The organism is Qipengyuania huizhouensis (assembly GCF_019711635.1).
GTDB lineage: Bacteria > Pseudomonadota > Alphaproteobacteria > Sphingomonadales > Sphingomonadaceae > Qipengyuania > Qipengyuania huizhouensis.
On the sequence record NZ_JAIGNT010000006.1, the window covers coordinates 68,767 to 87,283 of the forward strand.

Genomic DNA, 18,517 nt, shown 5'->3' on the forward strand with positions numbered 1-18,517 from the left:
CGATGGCCCGCCCGCGTCGCTCTGCCGGGGAACTGGTGGCGCTTCGCGCGGCTGCGGCTGCTCTACCGGATAAACTCTCAGCGCGCGCCAAGGCGGCACGAATAGCGCGGCTGGTGGTCGAGGCCTACCTGCGCGACGAACGGCGCACTGATCGTATCGAGCGCATGCTCTACGCTGCCGAGCAAAGTCTCGACCCTAACCCGATCGAAGCCATAGCAACGGCAGACGGCGGCAACGTGGCGGCATGCTTCATGGCCGAACGGCTGACACGATACGAGGGCCGATGCTGCCGACAGATTAGCGGCGATGCGTGGGAAGCCGAGACACGCGAGATTGCCGCGATCATCGAAGAACGCCTTGCCCGAAGATTTCGCGATGCAATGTAAGATTTTGGCCAGAAACTATGTTTTCGGCCATTCGACCCTGCGAGCGTCCCTTACGTCCAAACGAAAGGGATCGACCATGAAGATGAATTCTCGCCTTGCCATGTTGGCAGCACTTACCCCGCCCCGCGCCATGATCGGTGCACCACGCGCTGAAACCGACACGGCTGGCTTGCTGCGCGAGCTAAATGGCGCGTTCGCCGATTTCAAAGCACAGCACCAGAACGAGCTGCGCGATATTGAGGCCTCGCTGGTCGAGCGTATCGCTGGCTCTGGCAATATCACCCCGCGCGACGCCATGCCGACCGATCCCGAATACAGCACGGCATTCGCCAGCTACTTCCGCAAGGGTGATAACGAGCAGCCACTGCGCGAAGCAAATGCTACTGGCCAGCGCCTTGCTATTCAGAACGCTATGTCGACCGGCACGAATAGCGATGGTGGCTATCTGGCCCCGGTCGAGTGGGATCGCCGCATTCAGCAGCGACTGCGCGATGCGAGCCCGATGCGCTCAATCTGCCAGGTGCAGACTACGAGCAACGGCGCTTTCACTACGCTCTGGAACTCGGATGAATGGGGCACCGGATGGGTAGGCGAAACGGCAGCGCGTCCGCAGACCACGACTGCCTCGCTTTCGCAGATCACGTTCGAAGCTGGCGAGATCTACGCCATGCCGGCCGCAACGCAGCGGCTGCTCGATGACAGCGCGATCAACTTCGAAACTTGGCTTGCCGATAGCATCGAAACCGAATTCGCCGTGCAGGAAGATATTGCCTTTATCTCTGGTGATGGCTCGAACAAGCCGCGCGGGCTCTTAACGTTCATCACTGGCGGCGCATCGGATGGCGACCATCCCGGCGGAAACCTCGCAACGTTCAACTCGGAATCGGCAACCGATATTCCGGACGCTGACACCCTGCTCGATTTCAAATATCAGCTTGCCGCGCCTTACCGGGCAAACGCTCGCTGGTTGATGAATTCGCAGACCGCCGCGTTCATCGCGAAGATGAAAACCGCACAGGGGGATTATATCTGGCGCGAAGGCCTCATTGCCGACGAACCGGCAACCCTTCTGGGCCGTCCGGTCACGATCGACGAAGCAATGCCCGACATTGGCGGCGATGCGCTCCCGATCGCATTCGGCGATTTCCAGCGCGGCTATCTCATCAATGATCGCCTTGGAACCCGAGTGCTTCGCGATCCCTACACAGCGAAGCCTTTCGTTCTCTACTATACCACGCGCCGCGTCGGTGGTGGCCTGCTCGATCCGAACGCTATCAAGCTGATGAAGATCGCCGTCACGGTCTAAGCCTCCCGCCCGGCAGTTTCTCTTCATTTCCTGCCGGGCACTAAGCGGGAGCGGTCACTGCGACCCGATCGCTCCCGCCACATTTTCAGGAGATAGCGAATGCAATCCGACATGCTCCGACGGCACGAGGCGACAGAAGCCACGATGGCAAAATACCGGGCAAAGCCTTTCGACTGGAAGGCGGGAACGACCTGCATTCATTTGCTCCGCTTCCACCTCCGCCAGCTTGGCCACAAGCCCCAACCACTCCCGCGCATCCGATCGGCGATAGGTGCCCGGCGTGCGCTCGATCAGCGCGGCTGGAAACATGTAGGCGACATGCTCGACACCCTACTTCCGCGCCTTCCCGGCTACGCCATGATGACCCTGGGCGACGTCGCTATGCTTCGCAGCGGCGATGGCTTTGGCGCAATCACGATATGTGCAGGGCCGCACAAGGTGCTTGGCTGGCATGATGACGCGCCTGGAATGGCCGTCCTGGAGCCGCACGAAATCGAAGGAGCTTGGCGAGTATGAGCAAGACACTACGGACAGTCGCGACAATCGCGGGCGCGGTGGCTCTGGTCGCTGGCACGATCGCAACGGCAGGCATCGGCACCCCGGCGCTGGTCGCTGCGGCCGGAAAGATCGCGACGGTCGCAAGCCTCACCGCAACCCCCGCAACCATCCCGGCGAGCATTATGGCTCGACCGCCAAAGGAGACGCGCAATGACACTTATCAATGGATTGATTCACCAAGGCCGCGCCTACCTCTGGACCGATACCGCGCTATGGGATCAAAAGACCGGCGAGCAGATAGGGCACGGCGAGAAAGCGATTTCGGGAACGCTCTGGCCTTGGGCAGCGGTGCACTCCGGCCATTTCGACGCGTCAGACCCCGACAAGATCAGGCGGCGCTTGGCAGAGAGGCCGAACTTGACCGGCGAAGGGCTGCTTAGGGATGCAATCGAGGTTCTAAGGCTTGAAGCTGCCGAGGGCCGCTTAGGTCGCCTCCTGATCGCCTATCCTTGCTCCCAGTACGGCGCGCGCATGTTCATGGTCTCGAATGCCGACTTGCCGTTCGCGAAGGCTTACGAGCCTTACGAGACGGTGGAATATATGTGCAGCGGTAATGGTGAGCCGTGGGCGGCCGAGTTTTCCGGTCGCGATCTCACGCCCGACGATATGCGCCGCTTTATCGACCTTCAGATCGAGCACCCTGCCGATTTTGTCGATGGCTGGTCCGGCAAGGGTATCGGCGGGAATATCCTCGAAATCGAAGTTACCGGCGAAGGCGTGGAAAGCCGCGTGCTGCGGACGGTGGAAGGCAAAGTGGCTCAGTAGTCGACTTCGAGGCGGTAATGACCGACACATTGATCCGGGTGCGGACACTCATCCAAGGGCATAAGCGGTGCCTTATCGGCGCGGTAAGTGTGCTTTTCGATCGCTAAACAACCCTGGCATGGCCCAGCTGCCATGTTGTTAGCTTGGGGACGAAAGCGAGCTCTGCCTTCCATTGCAGCTTCGGCCTGCTTCATCCTTTGCAGACAATGCGCTCTTTTTTCCTCGATCGTCGGATAACGTTTCATTGACCAGCGTTCCCCTCCTGTTCCAACAGGCAGCATGCCCCGCTACCGAATCGAGTGTTGGAATTGTCAGCATAAGGCGGAACTCGATACAGAGGAACTGCCCGACGCCAGGCGAATGAAGTGTTCACAATGCGGGAAGAGTTGGCCGAACGTTCAACCGATCGAACGCGAGGAAGCGCGGTGGCTAGATGCTTTTAAAGGCTCCGACAGCGAAAGCGGCTAATGAGACAACCCCAAATGCCATGGCGGCATAAAGCCACAAGTCTTCCTTCCACGACCGCGCTTTGTCCGTAGTTTTCCAATCTCTGATATTGCCATACGCTTCAGGGCCAGAGAGGTCGAAAATATGGTGATAGACTTGATGGCTTTGCCACCAGGCAGAAACGCTGCACGCCATAGCTGCAACCAGACCTATAACAAACATTGCTTGCGCCATGGAAGGTGCCCCCTCGCCTACCAACGCTAACGCGCCGCTGTTCGCGACAAACAGCTGGGCTATCATCCAAGCGCTAAGCTTGTGAATGTACCCCATTGTTTCGATCCGCTGACTGTCGAGCATTTCGTTTCGGCGGTCGACCATCTTGAAATAGGTTTCGCGGTCATGCCCGCCGTAACGGTCGGCGTCGTCTCCAATATCTTCTGGCAAACTCTCAGCGCTCATAGAAAGCTCCCGATTATGGGGGCCAGAGCCGCGAGCGCTGCGGCGGTTGCCGCTCCTGCTGCCCATCTAGCTGCATTAACGGACTGCTTCTGCAGTTTGTCGTTCTCTGATTGCAGCCTCGTAAGGAACGCTTCTTGCTTCCGGTTCTGTGCCTCGGTGAACCTCTTGAAATACATCAGATTCTGAGAGAGCTGATTACCGTGCTCGACTACTGCGCTGGCCAGCTTGTCTGCCTTATCGTCGGTCAAGTACCCGCCCCCTGTTACCTATGCGTTACCTGATTCGGACTAGGTAACGAGAAAACTCCCAGAATTTGGCGCGCCCGGCAGGACTCGAACCTGCTGCCTCAAGATTAGAAGTCTCGCGCTCTATCCAGATGAGCTACGGGCGCGCACCGGTTCGCCATAACGCGGCTTTGCCAAAGCGCCAATCGGAGATAGGCACCGCGTTATGGAAAAGCACGAGTTCGATGCGGCGCCGCAGCCAATAAGCTTTCGCTATTACGACCTCGTCATGGCGGCGTTTGTCACGATCTTGCTGCTGTCGAATTTGATCGGCGCCTCGAAGCCCAGCTATGTCATCTTGCCGGGCATCGGCGCATGGTCTTTCGGAGCTGGCGTTTTATTCTTTCCGATCAGCTATATCATCGGGGATATACTGACCGAAGTATACGGTTACGCCCGCGCACGGCGCGTGATCTGGACTGGATTTGCGGCGCTGCTCTTTATGGCATTCATGGCGTGGGCCGTCGTCCAGCTACCTCCCGCAGACGGCTGGCCTGGGCAGGAATCCTACGAATTCGTCTTCGGAAACAGCTGGCGGATCGTATTCGCCTCGATGGTCGCATTCTGGGCGGGAGAGTTCGCCAACAGCTTTGTCCTCGCCAAGATGAAGATCTGGACCAAGGGCAAGCATCTCTGGATGCGCACCATCGGTTCGACGATTGTTGGCCAGGGGCTCGATAGCTTTATATTCTATCCACTTGCCTTTTGGGGGTTGGCTGGTTGGCCGATCGAACTTTTGTGGCAAGTCGTACTTTCACAATGGTTGATCAAGACCGCATGGGAAGCACTGCTGACCCCGCTCACCTATTTGGTTGTAGGCAAACTCAAACGTGTCGAGGGCGTCGAGATTTTCGATACCCAGACGGATTTCTCGCCCTTCGCATCCAGTCAGGAAGTAAAAAAGGGGGCGGCCTCATAGCCGCCCCCTGCCCTATCCCTTCAATTGGCGCAGCCTAGAACTTTGCCCCCACCGCGATGCCATAGCGCCGCGGATCAAGCGTGAAGATATTCGTGAAGTTACCCGAAGACGCATCGGTCAGATAAAGTCCGGTGACGGAGTCGGAATCGAACATGTTCTGAACGAAGCCCCGCACATAGAAGCGCTGGTCCGGAGAATTGAGCTGGATCTGTGCGTTAGCTTGCACGAAGGGCTCGATCCGGTTCACGTTACCGTTGAATACGTTCCCGTATTGCTCGCCGGTCATCGCGACATCGACACGCGGTACAAGAGACCAGCCGCTTCCGAATTCAGCCGTGTACTGGACGCCGATGGATGCCTTGAACTCGGGGGCCTGGGGCAATTTGTTGCCCCTGAGATTCACTTCAACGCCAGGACTAAGGACGCTGATCGGGCCGAAACTGTCAATGAAGGGCTGTAACGGTGCCAGATCCGGGTTGACTGCACCGATCGCGCCAGCCGCTGCTGCCGCATAGATATTGCAGATGCCGAAAGCACCCGAGGATGCAATTCCGCTGTCATCGGGAAATTCGGTGGTTCCCTGCAATTGGAGGATGGGGTTCAGGAAGTTGATAAATGCGTCTGCCCCTGCCCCTGTGACCGCGCACAGCGAACCGTTGCCAAGGTCCTTGATGATTACCGCGTCCGGATCGCCACCGCCGGGGTCTCGCGGGTTGGAGAAGAACTGATCTCCCGCGACTTCCGCGTTGAGATAGCTGACGTTCATATTGATCAGCCAGTTGTAACTGGGCGAGAGAATCGTTTCCAATTCGACGCCCCATATATTGGCATCGATCGTGTCGTTTACCGACGTGCGGGCCACAATGCGGCTCAGCTGCAGGTCCTTGTACTTGTAGTAGAACCCGGTGAGGTTCACCTGCGCGGCGCCATCAAGGAAGGTATTCTTCGATCCGATTTCGAAGGCATCGATACTTTCCGAACCGAAGCTCTCCTGTACGTCGAAAATGGGCGAAAGCGGCGGATTGATACCGCCTGACTTATAGCCGCGCGAATAGGAGAAGTAGATCGTGCTGTCTGGCGAGATCTCGTAATCGAGCACCGCGCGGCCGGTAATCTCGTCGAAGCTCACCGAACGGGTCTGAACCAGCTGGTTACCCGGCATCCCCGGATCCGCGTCGTAACTGCCGACAAAGGGCGAATCGAACGGATCGCCATCATTGCTGAACGGGTTCAGGAAGCTGGCAAGCGTGGTCCGTGCCGTGACCGATTTCTTGTCGTTATTGTAGCGCAGACCGCCAGTGAACTTCAGGCGATCGGTAATATCGAAATAGACTTCGCCGAAGAGGCCGTAGCTCTTGAGTTTGAAGTCCTGCGTGTTGTTGCGATACATCGAGGTCGCAAGATAGGACGGCGGCAGTGGAGCCGGATTCTCTTCATCGTCCTCATTGGCCAAAGCGGAGAACGTACCGAGAATGCCGGTCGCATAGTCGAGACCGAAGGCATTGACGTAATAACTGTTCTCGGAAACCTCGCTCTCGGCATAGATGCCGCCGATCAGGAAGTTGAACGGCCCGTCAAAGTCGCTCGACAGGATGGCTTCTGCCGACCAGGCGGTCTGGTCCTGGTTCGACCGGTCGAAGGTCAATGGGACATCGTTACAGATCGAATGCCCTTCGAATGCGCCCTGGCTTTCAGACAAATTGTTCGAGGCACACAGCGCGCCGTTGGGACCGTTGGGGATCAGTGCATCGGCAATCGGCGAGAAATATGCCGATGAGCCGGGGAAGATCAGGTCGTTGTCCGCAAACGCCTGCAATGTGTTGAGCGCTACCGCATAACCCGTCCGGTCCAGAATGCCGAGGTTGTAGTCCTGACGCGAGTCGACCGAGGTTTCCTGGTAGATGCCGGTCAGCGACAGGTTCATCGCGCCCAGGCCCTGGTCCAGATGCGCCTGCAATTGCATTTCATCGGAGAAATACTCCGGCGTGAAAGCGGTAAAGACCTTGCGCACATCGTCGGGCTCGACGTTGTTGGCATAACCGTCGGGGCCATAGACACTGCCCAGCGCGAGCGAGGTCGGAAGCTGCTGGAGTGCGAACAATTCCTGAGACGTCAGCACCGAAGCGAGGGTGGAGTTGGCGTTGGTCTTGTCGAAATCGAGACGGTTGGCGAGACACCCCAATACGCCGGTAGGATCGCGCTGGCACATCTGCTTCTGGATGCGCATGCGGTTGTCGTCCTCGCGGAAGTAATATCCCATGAAGTCGAGCGTGGTGGATGCGGTCGGCTCGAAGCGAAGCGATCCGCGGATCGCATACATGTCGCGATCATCGATCTGGCTGCCGTCGTAGAGGTTGTCGGTATAGCCATCACGGTTGAGATAGAACCCGGCCAGGCGCACGCCGATGGCATCGCCGATCGGAACGTTGACCATGCCCTTTGCCTTGATACTGTCGAAATTGCCGTATTCGAATTCGGCTGCTGCCCCAAAACCCGAAAGATCAGGTTTGGCGGTTACGACGTTGACCACGCCGGAGGTCGCGTTGCGGCCAAACAGCGTTCCCTGCGGCCCGCGCAGCACCTCGACCCGTTCGAGGTCGAAATATTCGGTTTCGAACAAGCGTGTGCCGAACAGCGGCGAGCCATTGACATGGATTGCAGTGGCACTGTCGCAGGTCACACCCACACAGAGGTCGCCGATGCCGCGGATGGTGAAGCTCGAACTGGTAAAGTTCGACTTGGTGAATGAAACGTTTGGCAATGTGAGTTGCAGATCGCTGGCGTTTTCGATCTGTTGCGCTTCGAGCGCCTCGGTATCGAAGGCGCTGACTGCGATCGGAACTTCCTGCAAACTCTGCGCCTGACGCTGAGCGGTCACGATGATGACACGTTCGGACGTGGTTTCCTCCGCGATCCCGGATTCGCTGTCCTCACCGGTAACATCTTGAGCGTATGCTGGAACTGCAAATGCACCGGCGCAAATACCGGCCATCAGGGTGGCCCTGATCCTCATAAACCCTCTCCTCATCCCTCACCTCTCATGACGGAGGCCTGTCACAAGGCTATCATACATTCGTATGCAGGCAAGGTTTTGCGCAGGAATCTTGCGCAAAACCTAGGGTTTGGGATTTTTTGTTGCAGCGCAGCAATTTCTGGAATGCCAAACTGACGCTACGGCATGGGGAGACAGAGACTATTCTGGCCTGCGCATGCCGATAGAGATCAGAGGAGCTCGTCGCTCTGTGCAATATGGGCGATACCGCGTTTACCGCTCGAATCGCGGTTCAATTGCACCACCACATCGATCACGCTTGCCGCATATGCGATAGTATCCGAACGCGTGAGACCGATGCCGGTCTGCATCACCATCAGCGACAGTTGCTCGAGTGCACCGCGCAGGGAATTGGCGTGAATGGTAGAGAAACTGCCCGGATGGCCGGTGTTGATTGCGCGAAGAAAGCTGACGCTTTCCGCACCGCGCAATTCGCCCAGGACGATCCGGTCGGGACGCAGACGCAGGGCGGCCTGAAGGAGTTCGTTGGCGGTGACCTTGGCTTCACCCAACTCGCCCTTTACCGCGACCAGGCCGACCCCGTTTTCGCCGGGCAATTTGAGCTCGGGCGTATCCTCGACCAGTACGACGCGTTCGCGTTTGGGTATCTCGCCGAGCATGGCGTTGAGGAATGTTGTCTTGCCCGTGCTGGTGCCGCCTGAAACCAGGATGGTGCGCCGTTGGCGGATCGCTTCGCGCAAGAATGGCACCGGATGTTCCTGGGGATCCGGCATCGCGCCCCGCTCTGCCGGCACAAGGGGACCTGTGTCGTAGGCATCGAGTGGAAGATCGAGCCTCCTGTGCCGGCGGATCGCCATGGCCCAGTGCTTGCGCGCTGCTGGCGGCCCGCAAAACTGCACACGCGCGCCATCGGGCAATGTAGCGCCGAGCAGCGGGTGCTCGCGATTGATGCCTTGATGACTCACCCGTGCGACTTGCTCTGCGAGGCGCTGGATCAACCGGTCGTCGATATCGGAACGAAGGACTTTCTGCATCCCGCCAACTGCCGCATCTTCGATCCAGATTTCGCCAGGACGGTTGACGAGGATTTCGGTAACAGTATCGCGTTCCAGCCATTCCGCAAAAGGCCGGAGATAGGCCTCGAGATAGACGCTCCGTTCGCCTTGCAGGTCGACATTGGGCGCATCGCCCTCCGGATTTTCGTCCGGCAGGAAAGGATGGATATCGGCAGTCAACGGTTGTGCCGCTTCAACTTACGCGTGAGAAGTCTAGGTCACGCGCGGTGAAGATACGGATCGGTTCACCCTGGCGTACGCGAACGGTGGGGCCGCGCTGACCATCCTGCTGGGCTGCAGTGGCTGCAGCAGACTGGCTCGCACCGCCGAGCACAATGCCGCCTGCTCCACCACTGGCCAAGGTTCCCAGTCCGCCGACGACAGACAGCAGCATGGCCGAACCGAAGCGCTTGAAGAAACCGTTGCCCGATACCTTGCCTTCGAGACCCGTCGTGCCGTCGAAGCCGATAGCCGGCGAGGCAAGATTGACCGATGCGCCGTCGGGCCGGATGAGGCGCGTCCAGATAACGTAGGCACGCTTCTGGCCATTTTGCATACCCGACTGATACTGACCGATCAGCCGGCTGGAACGCGGCACGAGAATCCGCCTGCCGTCGAAGCTGCGCACGTCCTGACTCACGACGGCACGAACGTAGCCGGGCACATTGGTATCGATCGCGGTTTCGAGAATTGCCGGGATGAGCGTGCCCTGCGTGACCGTGGTCGAAGGGTTGGTCATGGCCTTGGCCTGCGCCGGCGCCCCGCCCACACCTCCTACCTTGCTGGCAAAATCACTCGCAGAAGAGCCGGTCGATGCTGGCGCGGCGCCTTCTCCAGCTTCGGTCGGAACTCCTTCGGGCGCTCCTGCCAGTGCGCTGCCGGAATCGAATACGACCGTAGGGTTGTTGTATGGGTTGCCCATGGCCTGGGGCTCGGGCGCCGCAGCCAATACGGGTGCGGGGGCCGGGTCGGCCATCGCTGCCTGCTGCGCTGGCGTCGGTTGGTCGACCGTGGCTGCAGGCGGCGCTGCGGGCGTAGTCGCTGGCGGTGCCGCAACCTGCGGACTGCCAACGCCCTGTGGTTCGGGCACCCGTGCTGCACTCATGCTCCAAAGCGTCACCGCGCCCAGACCGGCTACGATGGCAATGCCCGCCACCATGCCCATTGCATCGCCCTTGCCGCCGGGGCGGGCCACTGCCGGGAAGGCGTTGCGCTGCGCCAGATCGATGATTTCGGCATCGCTTTCGTCGCGTGGGTCGGTGTCGTTCGCCACCGTAGGGGCTTGCGGGATTCGGTTGGCGAGGCGCATTATTTGTCTCCCCTTTGGGCGAATTCGGCATCGGGGCGTTGGGCCGACGCACGTTCGAGGCCTGCATTGACAAGCGTGGCGCTGTCCTCGCCCGAACGCAGGATTATCGAACGCGGCACGCCGTCGATTACGATGGTATCCCCGCGCACCGTGTAATTGACAGGGCCTTCATCGCCCTTGGTATTGGTTACGAGGATTGCAGGAACGTCGCGTCCGACAGGCCAGGTCAGGAAAGTCGCCTCTCCGTCGTCGAAGGCGCGTTCGGGCAGCAAGGTGGCCTCGCCCTCACCGCTCCATGCGAAATTGAGTTCGGCCGGATCCACCGAAGAAAAAGGATATGCCGGAGCCTCGGGTCTTTCGGCGGCCTGCGCCAACTCCGCCTTGCGCGCTTCTTCTTCCGGATCGACCGGGTAATTGAAGCGCAGGACATACAGGGGCTTCGCATTCGGGCTGGCGACGAGATCGAACAGGTAGGTGCGCTTGCTGGTGACAACCGTGAGATTTGTCGCAGCGCGCGGTTCGAGCGGCTTCACGAACAGGATGTTCGCCCGCTTGTTGGGAGTTACCTGCCAGGTCTGGGAGTTGCCGATCGCGACATTCTCGATGGTCTCGTCCTCGCCAAAAATGATGCTCGCCTGCACATTGACGCGGCCCGGAAGCCTGAACACTTCCAGTTCGTCGTACATTACCTCTTGCAGGCGCGGGTCGGCCTGCGCAGGGGTGGCCCCAAGAGGAAAGACGAGCGAGAGTGCGAGCGCGGAAAGAAACGCGCGTTTCATGAACTTTTCTCCGTAGAACCGAGTTTGCGCGGCGGGGCGGCCTTGAAGCGACTGCCAATGCCCGAGGTGCGGCTGGGACCTGTGGCAATCGGTCCCGTCTGCGCGCCGCCAGACGCGGTAGCATATACCTTGGTTGTGCGCGTTGCACCGCCCGCACCGCTATCGTTGGCAGCGGCACCGGTAGCAATTGCGGAAACGTCGATGCGCCGTGCCTGTGCGCTAACCTGCGTGGCGGCCTGGGCTTGTGCTAGCGGCTGGGAATAGGCCGCGGTCGGTGCGGGAGTCGAAATCGATGCGCCGCCGCTTTCCTCTTTCGAAGGGACGAGGCCGAAAACGGTCCAACCTGAAACCATCGCGCCCGCAACTTTCAGGACCATTATCATCAGCGCGACATGGACCGCTCCAATCATGAAAAATGCCATTCCCGCCTGCGCAGGAACTACGCCCGGTTGTGCGGTCAGCGCACCGAGGATCGGCACCGACAGCTCAAGCATGATCGAGCCGCCCAGCACTGCGAAGAGCGGCGCCAGAGCACACATCACCACGCCCTTGAGCCAGCCCGTGAACAATCCGCGTGTCCCGTTGAACAGCGCGAGCACGACGAAGACCGGCCCCAAGGCCACGAGGATGCCGAGCGCGATCTTGGTGGTGACCAGCAGACCAACGGTCCCGAGCATGAACAACATCGCGCCGAGCCACATCATCCCGTGTGGCGAAAAGGCCGAAAAATCCTGATTATTGCCGCTGGCTTCCTGGATCGCGATGAAGACCACGTCGATCTTCTGGGCAAAAACATCGGTAGCCGAACCTTGCGTGCCGGTGAGAATTCCCGCCAGATAATCCGGCGTACCGATTGCAAGGTTCCACACGACACTCTGATAGGCGACCCAACTGGTAGCGAAGGTAAGCACCAGGCCCAGGGTCATCATACGCGGCACCAACGAACGCACACCGATATTGGTACGCCCAGTCAGCAGCAGGAAGCCGAAAATCGCGATGTAGAGTGTGAGAATAATCGTAAGGGTCGTGCCCAGCGCGCCGCCCGGCGCGAACAGCTTCCCGAACGCCTGGGCGCTGGCTTCACCTGCCACGCAGTCCACACCGCGCAGCGCAGCGGCCACTCCGTTACCTACCTGCTCGGCGGCTTGCTGGCAGGCCGCGCTGGTCATTCGGCCGCGAGCCCAAGTTCAATGTCATCGACGCGCGCGTCGTCGGGCCCGCCAGGCCATGCGGTGCCGGTCAAAGTCGGGTACCAGTCAGCCGGGGCATCGCCCATCGCCTGACGCAACAAGTCAAGGCGGCGGACAGAGCTTTCACGTCCCGAGAGAAGCGTGAGAACTTCAGGAGCACCGGAGAGATCGAGCCGGACCACCACGCTGGCATCGGGTTGGCGCACGAGGAAGCAACGACTGTGCGCGGGCAAGGTCCGGATGAGCGCAAGTTCGTGGCTGGTCAGGCCGAACCCATCGCAATAATCCTCAGCGCGGGCGCGCGAATTGGGCATGAACACCATGGTCGCAGTTTGCTCGACCAATGCGGTCGAAATGCGACTTTCCAACGCATCGCGCGCGCTTTGCGTGGCGAAACCGACCAGGGCGTTGCGCTTACGCAGGGTTTTGAGCCAGTCGCGAATACGTGCGGCGAACACTTCGTCGTCGAGCGCTTTCCAGCCCTCGTCGATCAGTATCATGGTCGGATTGCCGTCCAGCCGTTCCTCGATCCGGTGGAAGAGATACATCATGGTCGGCGTGCGCAGTTTAGGGTTTTCGAGCAGCGCAGTCATGTCGAAGCCGAGCACCCGCGCACTCAAATCGAGCCTGTCTTCGGCGTTGTCGAACAGCCAGGCGTTCTCGCCCTCGCCGATCCAGGCGCCGAGACGGTCCGCAAGATCACCTGGTTGCGGGCGACGGCTGCCCGAAAGCAGCTCTTTGAAGTGGCGCATGCGGCGCAGTGAAGCGTCGTTCGCATAGGCTGCATCCACTGCCTGCGCGATTGTCGCATCTTCTTCGGGTCCTTCGGCCTTGAGCAAGACGCTCAGCCAATCCCGCAGGAAGGCCCTGTTGCCCGGCGTATCGGGCAGCGCCATCGGATTGAAGCCGGTCGGTTCGCCTGCGCGGATGCTATCGTAGCGACCGCCAATGCCACGGACAAAAAGTTCGGCACCACGGTCCTTGTCGAACAGGATCGTACGAGGCGAGAATTTCTGCGCCTGCGCAGCCAGGAAGTTCATCACCACGGTCTTACCCGAGCCCGACGGCCCGATGACCGAGAAATTGCCGAGATCGCCGTGGTGGAAATTGAAGAAGAAGGGCGTCGCGCTGGTGGTTTCCAGCAGCGTCACCGCCTCACCCCAATGATTGCCCTGCGCCTGACCAAGCGCGAAACCATGCAGGCTGCCGAAGCTCGCCATGTTTGCACTGGAGATCAGCGCGCGGCGGACGAGATAGCCTTCGTTGCCGGGGAACTGGCCCCAGAATGCAGGTTCGAGATTGGTGTCTTCGCGTACGGCGATCGCGCCTGTATCGGCCAACGCCGCGGCGCAGGCTGCAGTCGCATCGTCCAGTCGGCCCAGGTCGCGTTCCTTGACCATAACGGTCAGATGATGATCGCCAAAACCGACTGCACCATTACCCAGCGCGTCCCGCGCAGCCATCATATCGGCCCGCTCCGCAGCGGCTTCCTCGTCCGCGCTCTTGAGGCGTCTGATCGCGAGGTCCATGCGTTCGCGCGCGGTCTGGCGCTCAGCAGGAGCGTAGCTTTCGGAAACGACCATCTCGAACGGCAGGCGCAGAAGCCCATCGAGCAAGCCCGGGCTGGTCGCTTCGGGATAATCCTTGAGGCCGAGAATGGATGCGAAATCGGGCGAACCCGAACCACGCATTTCGAGCGCGTCGAGGCCGAAGCTGACGCGGCGATAGGGCAGCATCATTCCCAGATCGACATCGTCCGCTGGCTTGCGAACCGGCCGCATCTCGCCGTTGTAGAGTGCAGAAAGCAGCTCCAGCATTTCGGAGTTCACATTGCCTTGCGGACCAACGTAATCGCCGAGGACCGTAGCCCCGTAGGCCTGCAATGATGCAACAAGCCCCTGCGACGCCGCACGTAGCGAGCGCAAATCCTTCGGATCGGCTTCAAGTTCCTGCTGACGGCGCTTCGCTTTTTTCGAAATCCGCTCGACCAGGCCTGCCTTGCCGCGCGCGGGACGGCGGATAAGCGTGATGAACTGGTCGTTCACGAAGAGCTGGCCGGACCCCAGCCGCTCCTTCCAGCGCGCATCGATATGGCGGCTGATCGGATCGGGAAAGTCTGCGTCAAGCTCCACCGAAACGCGGCGGCGGATGACGTGATGATACATGACGAACCGCGCATCGAGGGTGCTGCGAAGCATTACCTCGCGCGTTGCCGCATGTGCGTTTAGCGCCTCGCTGTCCTCGGTCTCGAACAGCAGGCCGGGGACTTGAATTACTGTCATCACGCTGCCGTCACGCATCAGCACCGTATGCTCATCGACCAACCTGGCGTAGGGCAGCCGGTCGCCAGCACGGGCTTCCTTGGCACTCCACGAGGCAGGGCCGATCCACTTGCCGTTACGCGGCATAGCTGTTGCACCCCCAGCGTTTGTAATTCCTGACCCGCGGACACTTCGAAACCTTGGTGATCCAGAGATCGAAGATGCGCGGCTCACGAAGGCAGGCGAAATAACCCACACCATGCATCACAAGTGCTGCGAACAGCGCCCAGAAACTGCCGGTGATAAGGAACACCTCGGTCGTCACCACCCCGTTGATGATGAAATAGTTGAACGTCACGCCCGCAAACATCTGCGGCCGTGTGAGCGCTCTGTGGACGGGGTGGCGAACCAGGGCGGTCATCCTATGCCGCCACGCCCTGGATACCGGCAACGATCGAAGCCGCCCCGAAGAGGATGAACACGCCGATGATGACCGTCGCGCCGAAACGCCAGTTCAGGCGGCCGGTGAGCATCATGAAGCCCACGGCCGCGACGGCCATGACGGCAACCGCAGTAGCGACATTGCCTAAAAGAGTGCCCTGCAGCCAGCCCAGTGCATTGACGATCGGGCCCGAACCGGCAGGATCCTGCTGGACCTGCGCCATGGCGGCGGTGGGACTGAGAAGGGCGGCAAGAACCGCCAACTTGGCGAAAAGCGATTTCAAAATTGTCTACTCCCGTGAGTGATCTGCAAGGCGCCCCATTATGGCGGCCACGTAATTCTGCGTTTCCCGAATGCGCGGGATGCCTTTGGCCCGCTCCACCCTGCCCGGACCGGCGTTGTAAGCGGCAAGCGCCTTTTCCAGATCCCCGTCGAACCTGTCGAGCTGCTCCCGCAGATACCGCGCCCCGCCCTCGAGATTGGCAAAAGGATCGCGGGGATCCACGCCTAGATCGCGCGCCGTACCCGGCATCAACTGGGCCAAACCCTGTGCGCCCACGGGCGAAACCGCCTCATGCCGCCAGCGGCTTTCCTGCCATACCATGGCTTCTATCAAAGAGGCGCTGAGATCGAAACGCGCGGCGAGTTCCGCCACCTTCGCCCGGTATGGCTCTGGAACACCCGCCGCATGTTGCGCCGGGTCGCCGACGATATTTTCGGGAATGAAGATTTCAGCCGGGACTTCTGCAACCGGAGCATCGTAATCGGCGCTCATCATATGCGCAGGAGCAACCGCGGCCTGCCCGCCAGCTACCCAGCGTGCGCCGTCCGCATCAATCTCCATGACATCCGCCTTCGCCGGGAAGGCGGTCAGCGCCGTACAGGCCAATCCTGCAAGCGGCGCCAAGTGTGCGCGAATCATAGTCGGACACCCTCCGTGCGACCCCACTGGCCACCCTACATGACATTGGGGTGACAGAAAGCTGATTATGCCAGAATTTCCTCGGGCTGCATAGAAGAAGGCCCGCCTTTCCCTAACGGTAAAGACGGGCCCATTTGGAGATTCCTCGGTAACTGCTTTGTTTTAGCGCACTGCAAGCGCCTCGTAATCGGCGAACTGGCCGTCATCCAGCATGGCGAGACCGCGGCGTGCCAGGACGCGGGAATCGATCCAGTTGCCGGTCGCGGTTTCCAACTCGAGGCGGTCGGCATTGCGCGCCGCGGCGGCAAAGCTCTGCCTGGCCGCATCGTACTCACCCAGTCGAGCAAGAGCGATCGCATGATTGATCTGTCGCGCCGGATCGTCGGCTGGCAAACTCCTGCAATTCTCGATCGCTTCGAGCGCAGCACGGTCCTGTCCGGCGGCGAGTTCTTCATATCCGATATCGTACTGCGCATCGGGCGCGGACACGATCATCACAGGCCCTTCGGCAGCGAATAGCAACATAGTTGCAGCCAGCACAGACATAGTCGTTCTCCCAAACTTGTAGGGAATTACTACGCCCCGGCAGGCTCGACTGCAACAAAACCGTAACATTGTCACATTTCTGAAATGTACGCATCCGGTCTCGGAATCTGTTGAAACTGCAACATAACGGTCACGAAGCGACATAAACTGTCACACGCAGCCCCTAGCTGGCGAGTCGCGATCAACGAATTCGCATTTCGAAATTCTCGACTCATCCGGTTTTTTGAGGGGACCGCATCCGTGACCAATTTCCACCGCTCGCTCATTCTTGGCACTTCCGCACTGGCCCTTGCCGGTTGCGGCGCCGATGAAATCGTTTCACCCGGCACCGGCGGCGACATCATCATCAATCCCGGCGGCGGCGGTACGCCCACGCCAACTCCGACCCCTACTCCGCCTTCGTCCGAGGTAACGCCGGCAGCTGGCTGCCCGACCATCAGCGATCCCGTAGGTCTGACCGATAGCGGCACCATCTCTGGCCCGACCGGTGAATATCGCGTGTGCACGATGCCCGCGCAATTCACCGCAAGCTCCACCCTGCCTTACATCGAAGGTCTGCTTTACCGCATGAACGGCCGCGTCGATGTCGGCGCCGACGGGGGACCGGCTCCTGACGATAGCGACGGCCTGTCCGATACCAATGTCCAGTTGACGATAGAGCCGGGTGTGATCGTCTACGCTTCCGGTTCGAGCTTCCTGAACGTCAACCGCGGCAATACCATCCAGGCGAACGGCACTGCCGACCGTCCGATCATCTTCACCAGCCGCGACAACGTGCAGGGCCTCAATACCGACAGCTCGTCAGGCCAGTGGGGCGGCGTCGTACTTTCGGGCCGCGCACCGGTTACCGACTGTATCGCTTCCGGTGCAGTTCCCGGTTCGGTCAACTGCGAGCGCCAGGTCGAAGGCGCAGCCCAGCCCGCCATCTTCGGCGGCGCGACGCCGGACGACAGTTCCGGCAGCATGAGCTACGTGCAGATCCGCTATTCCGGCTTCGTCCTTTCGGGTGACAGCGAACTTCAATCGCTGACCACCGGCGGCACCGGCTCGGGCACCGAACTGAGCCACATCATGAGCTTCAACAGCTCGGATGACGGCATCGAGCTCTTTGGTGGCCGCGTAAACCTTTCCAACCTGATAGTGGTCGGCGCGGAAGACGACTCAATCGACACCGACACGGGCGTCAAGGCCGATCTGCAGTATGTCATCGCCGTCCAGCGTCCTGGCGCCGGCGATACGATCATCGAATCGGACTCGGACAACGCCTTCAACGACAGCACGCCGCGCCAGAACACGCGCATCTCGAATGCCACTTTCGTTCACCAGAAAGCCGATGATCAGGCTATCCGCATCCGCGGCTTCGCCGACTATTCGATCGCCAATTCGGTTCTCGTTTCGAACCAGGGCACGGCCTGCCTGCGCGTCGACGGACAGGAAGAACTCTTCCGCGCTGCCAACGCCTCGATCGATGAAGCCGGTCCGGTCGCTTTCAACAGCTTCGTGCTCGACTGCGAAACTCCGTTCCGTGACGGTTCGGGCTCTACCGCAGCCGAAATGGAGAGTGTCTTCGATAACGGCACCAACAACAACTCGGCCTTCACGAACACTCTTTCGATGCTGTTCCTGAACGGCTCCAACGAAGACGCTGTACCGGTCTTCGACGTCACCGCTTGGGGATCCTTCTTCGAACTGCCGGAGCGGATTGGCGCAGTATTCGCCGAAAATGCCGATTGGGTGAACGGCTGGACCTGCACCTCCGCAACGGTGACGTTCGACAGCTCCACCTCGGCCTGCACCAGCCTGCCGGTCTACGACTGATTGCAAGCAAAATGAGCGGGGACGCGCGCCGCGCGTCCCCGCTCACTCACTCGATTGA

The 18,517-nt window shown here is 60.1% G+C and carries 19 protein-coding genes and 1 tRNA gene; 6 read left to right on the plus strand and 14 right to left on the minus strand.

From position 1 onward, the window contains the following. Positions 1-2 precede the first annotated feature (2 nt). From K3180_RS07385 to K3180_RS07400, 4 genes are all read left to right on the plus strand, one after another. Positions 3-386: a hypothetical protein gene (locus tag K3180_RS07385; protein WP_221539516.1), complete on the plus strand. Its 384-nt coding sequence runs from the start codon at positions 3-5 to the stop codon at positions 384-386. 76 nt (positions 387-462) lie between these two features. After that, positions 463-1,692: a phage major capsid protein gene (locus K3180_RS07390; protein ID WP_221539518.1), complete on the plus strand. Its 1,230-nt coding sequence runs from the start codon at positions 463-465 to the stop codon at positions 1,690-1,692. Between the two features lie 99 nt (positions 1,693-1,791). Beyond that, positions 1,792-2,208 (plus strand): DUF6950 family protein, encoded by a 417-nt coding sequence (locus K3180_RS07395; protein WP_221539520.1) that lies wholly within the window; start codon positions 1,792-1,794, stop codon positions 2,206-2,208. A 192-nt stretch (positions 2,209-2,400) separates the two neighbouring features. Then, positions 2,401-3,015, plus strand: coding sequence for a hypothetical protein (locus tag K3180_RS07400; RefSeq protein WP_221539522.1), 615 nt, complete (start codon positions 2,401-2,403; stop codon positions 3,013-3,015). On the opposite strand, the gene K3180_RS07405 is transcribed toward K3180_RS07400, so the two are convergent. From K3180_RS07405 to K3180_RS07420, 4 genes are all read right to left on the minus strand, one after another. Next, on the minus strand, positions 3,009-3,260 hold the full coding sequence (locus tag K3180_RS07405) for a hypothetical protein (protein WP_221539524.1): 252 nt from the start codon (positions 3,258-3,260) through the stop codon (positions 3,009-3,011). The genes K3180_RS07400 and K3180_RS07405 overlap by 7 nt on opposite strands. Before the next feature lie 184 nt (positions 3,261-3,444). After that, entirely contained in the window at positions 3,445-3,921 is a 477-nt protein-coding gene (locus tag K3180_RS07410; protein WP_221539526.1) for a hypothetical protein, read from the minus strand. Then, complete coding sequence (locus K3180_RS07415) at positions 3,918-4,169, minus strand: hypothetical protein (protein ID WP_221539528.1); 252 nt, start codon at positions 4,167-4,169, stop codon at positions 3,918-3,920. Before K3180_RS07415 ends, K3180_RS07410 begins: the two co-directional genes overlap by 4 nt. Before the next feature lie 66 nt (positions 4,170-4,235). After that, positions 4,236-4,312 (minus strand) — tRNA-Arg (locus K3180_RS07420). A 59-nt stretch (positions 4,313-4,371) separates the two neighbouring features. On the opposite strand from K3180_RS07420, the gene K3180_RS07425 reads away from it, so the two are divergent. After that, entirely contained in the window at positions 4,372-5,124 is a 753-nt protein-coding gene (locus K3180_RS07425) for a queuosine precursor transporter (protein WP_221539530.1), read from the plus strand. A 34-nt stretch (positions 5,125-5,158) separates the two neighbouring features. Here K3180_RS07425 and K3180_RS07430 read toward each other — a convergent pair whose 3' ends face one another. From K3180_RS07430 to K3180_RS07475, 10 genes are all read right to left on the minus strand, one after another. Beyond that, entirely contained in the window at positions 5,159-8,137 is a 2,979-nt protein-coding gene (locus K3180_RS07430) for a TonB-dependent receptor (RefSeq protein ID WP_221539532.1), read from the minus strand. Between the two features lie 209 nt (positions 8,138-8,346). Then, the gene (virB11, locus tag K3180_RS07435) at positions 8,347-9,372 is read right to left on the minus strand and encodes a P-type DNA transfer ATPase VirB11 (RefSeq protein WP_221539534.1); all 1,026 of its coding nucleotides are present in this window, start codon (positions 9,370-9,372) and stop codon (positions 8,347-8,349) included. A 13-nt stretch (positions 9,373-9,385) separates the two neighbouring features. Next, a complete protein-coding gene (locus tag K3180_RS07440) occupies positions 9,386-10,501 on the minus strand; it encodes a TrbI/VirB10 family protein (protein WP_221539536.1) in 1,116 nt (371 codons plus the stop codon). Continuing rightward, positions 10,501-11,280, minus strand: a complete 780-nt coding sequence (locus K3180_RS07445) for a TrbG/VirB9 family P-type conjugative transfer protein (RefSeq protein WP_221539538.1) — start codon at positions 11,278-11,280, stop codon at positions 10,501-10,503. Before K3180_RS07445 ends, K3180_RS07440 begins: the two co-directional genes overlap by 1 nt. After that, entirely contained in the window at positions 11,277-12,449 is a 1,173-nt protein-coding gene (locus tag K3180_RS07450; RefSeq protein WP_221539539.1) for a TrbL/VirB6 family protein, read from the minus strand. The genes K3180_RS07445 and K3180_RS07450 overlap by 4 nt, the downstream gene beginning before the upstream one ends. Next, entirely contained in the window at positions 12,446-14,878 is a 2,433-nt protein-coding gene (locus K3180_RS07455) for a VirB4 family type IV secretion/conjugal transfer ATPase (protein ID WP_221539541.1), read from the minus strand. The genes K3180_RS07450 and K3180_RS07455 overlap by 4 nt, the downstream gene beginning before the upstream one ends. Then, positions 14,868-15,152, minus strand: coding sequence for a VirB3 family type IV secretion system protein (locus K3180_RS07460; protein WP_221539543.1), 285 nt, complete (start codon positions 15,150-15,152; stop codon positions 14,868-14,870). The genes K3180_RS07455 and K3180_RS07460 overlap by 11 nt, the downstream gene beginning before the upstream one ends. 1 nt (position 15,153) lies before the next feature. After that, on the minus strand, positions 15,154-15,456 hold the full coding sequence (locus tag K3180_RS07465; protein ID WP_221539545.1) for a TrbC/VirB2 family protein: 303 nt from the start codon (positions 15,454-15,456) through the stop codon (positions 15,154-15,156). 6 nt (positions 15,457-15,462) lie between these two features. After that, the gene (locus K3180_RS07470; RefSeq protein ID WP_247710392.1) at positions 15,463-16,095 is read right to left on the minus strand and encodes a lytic transglycosylase domain-containing protein; all 633 of its coding nucleotides are present in this window, start codon (positions 16,093-16,095) and stop codon (positions 15,463-15,465) included. A 162-nt stretch (positions 16,096-16,257) separates the two neighbouring features. Then, positions 16,258-16,620, minus strand: a complete 363-nt coding sequence (locus tag K3180_RS07475) for a hypothetical protein (RefSeq protein ID WP_221539546.1) — start codon at positions 16,618-16,620, stop codon at positions 16,258-16,260. A 261-nt stretch (positions 16,621-16,881) separates the two neighbouring features. On the opposite strand from K3180_RS07475, the gene K3180_RS07480 reads away from it, so the two are divergent. After that, positions 16,882-18,459: a hypothetical protein gene (locus tag K3180_RS07480; RefSeq protein ID WP_221539547.1), complete on the plus strand. Its 1,578-nt coding sequence runs from the start codon at positions 16,882-16,884 to the stop codon at positions 18,457-18,459. The last annotated feature ends 58 nt before the right edge of the window (positions 18,460-18,517 follow it).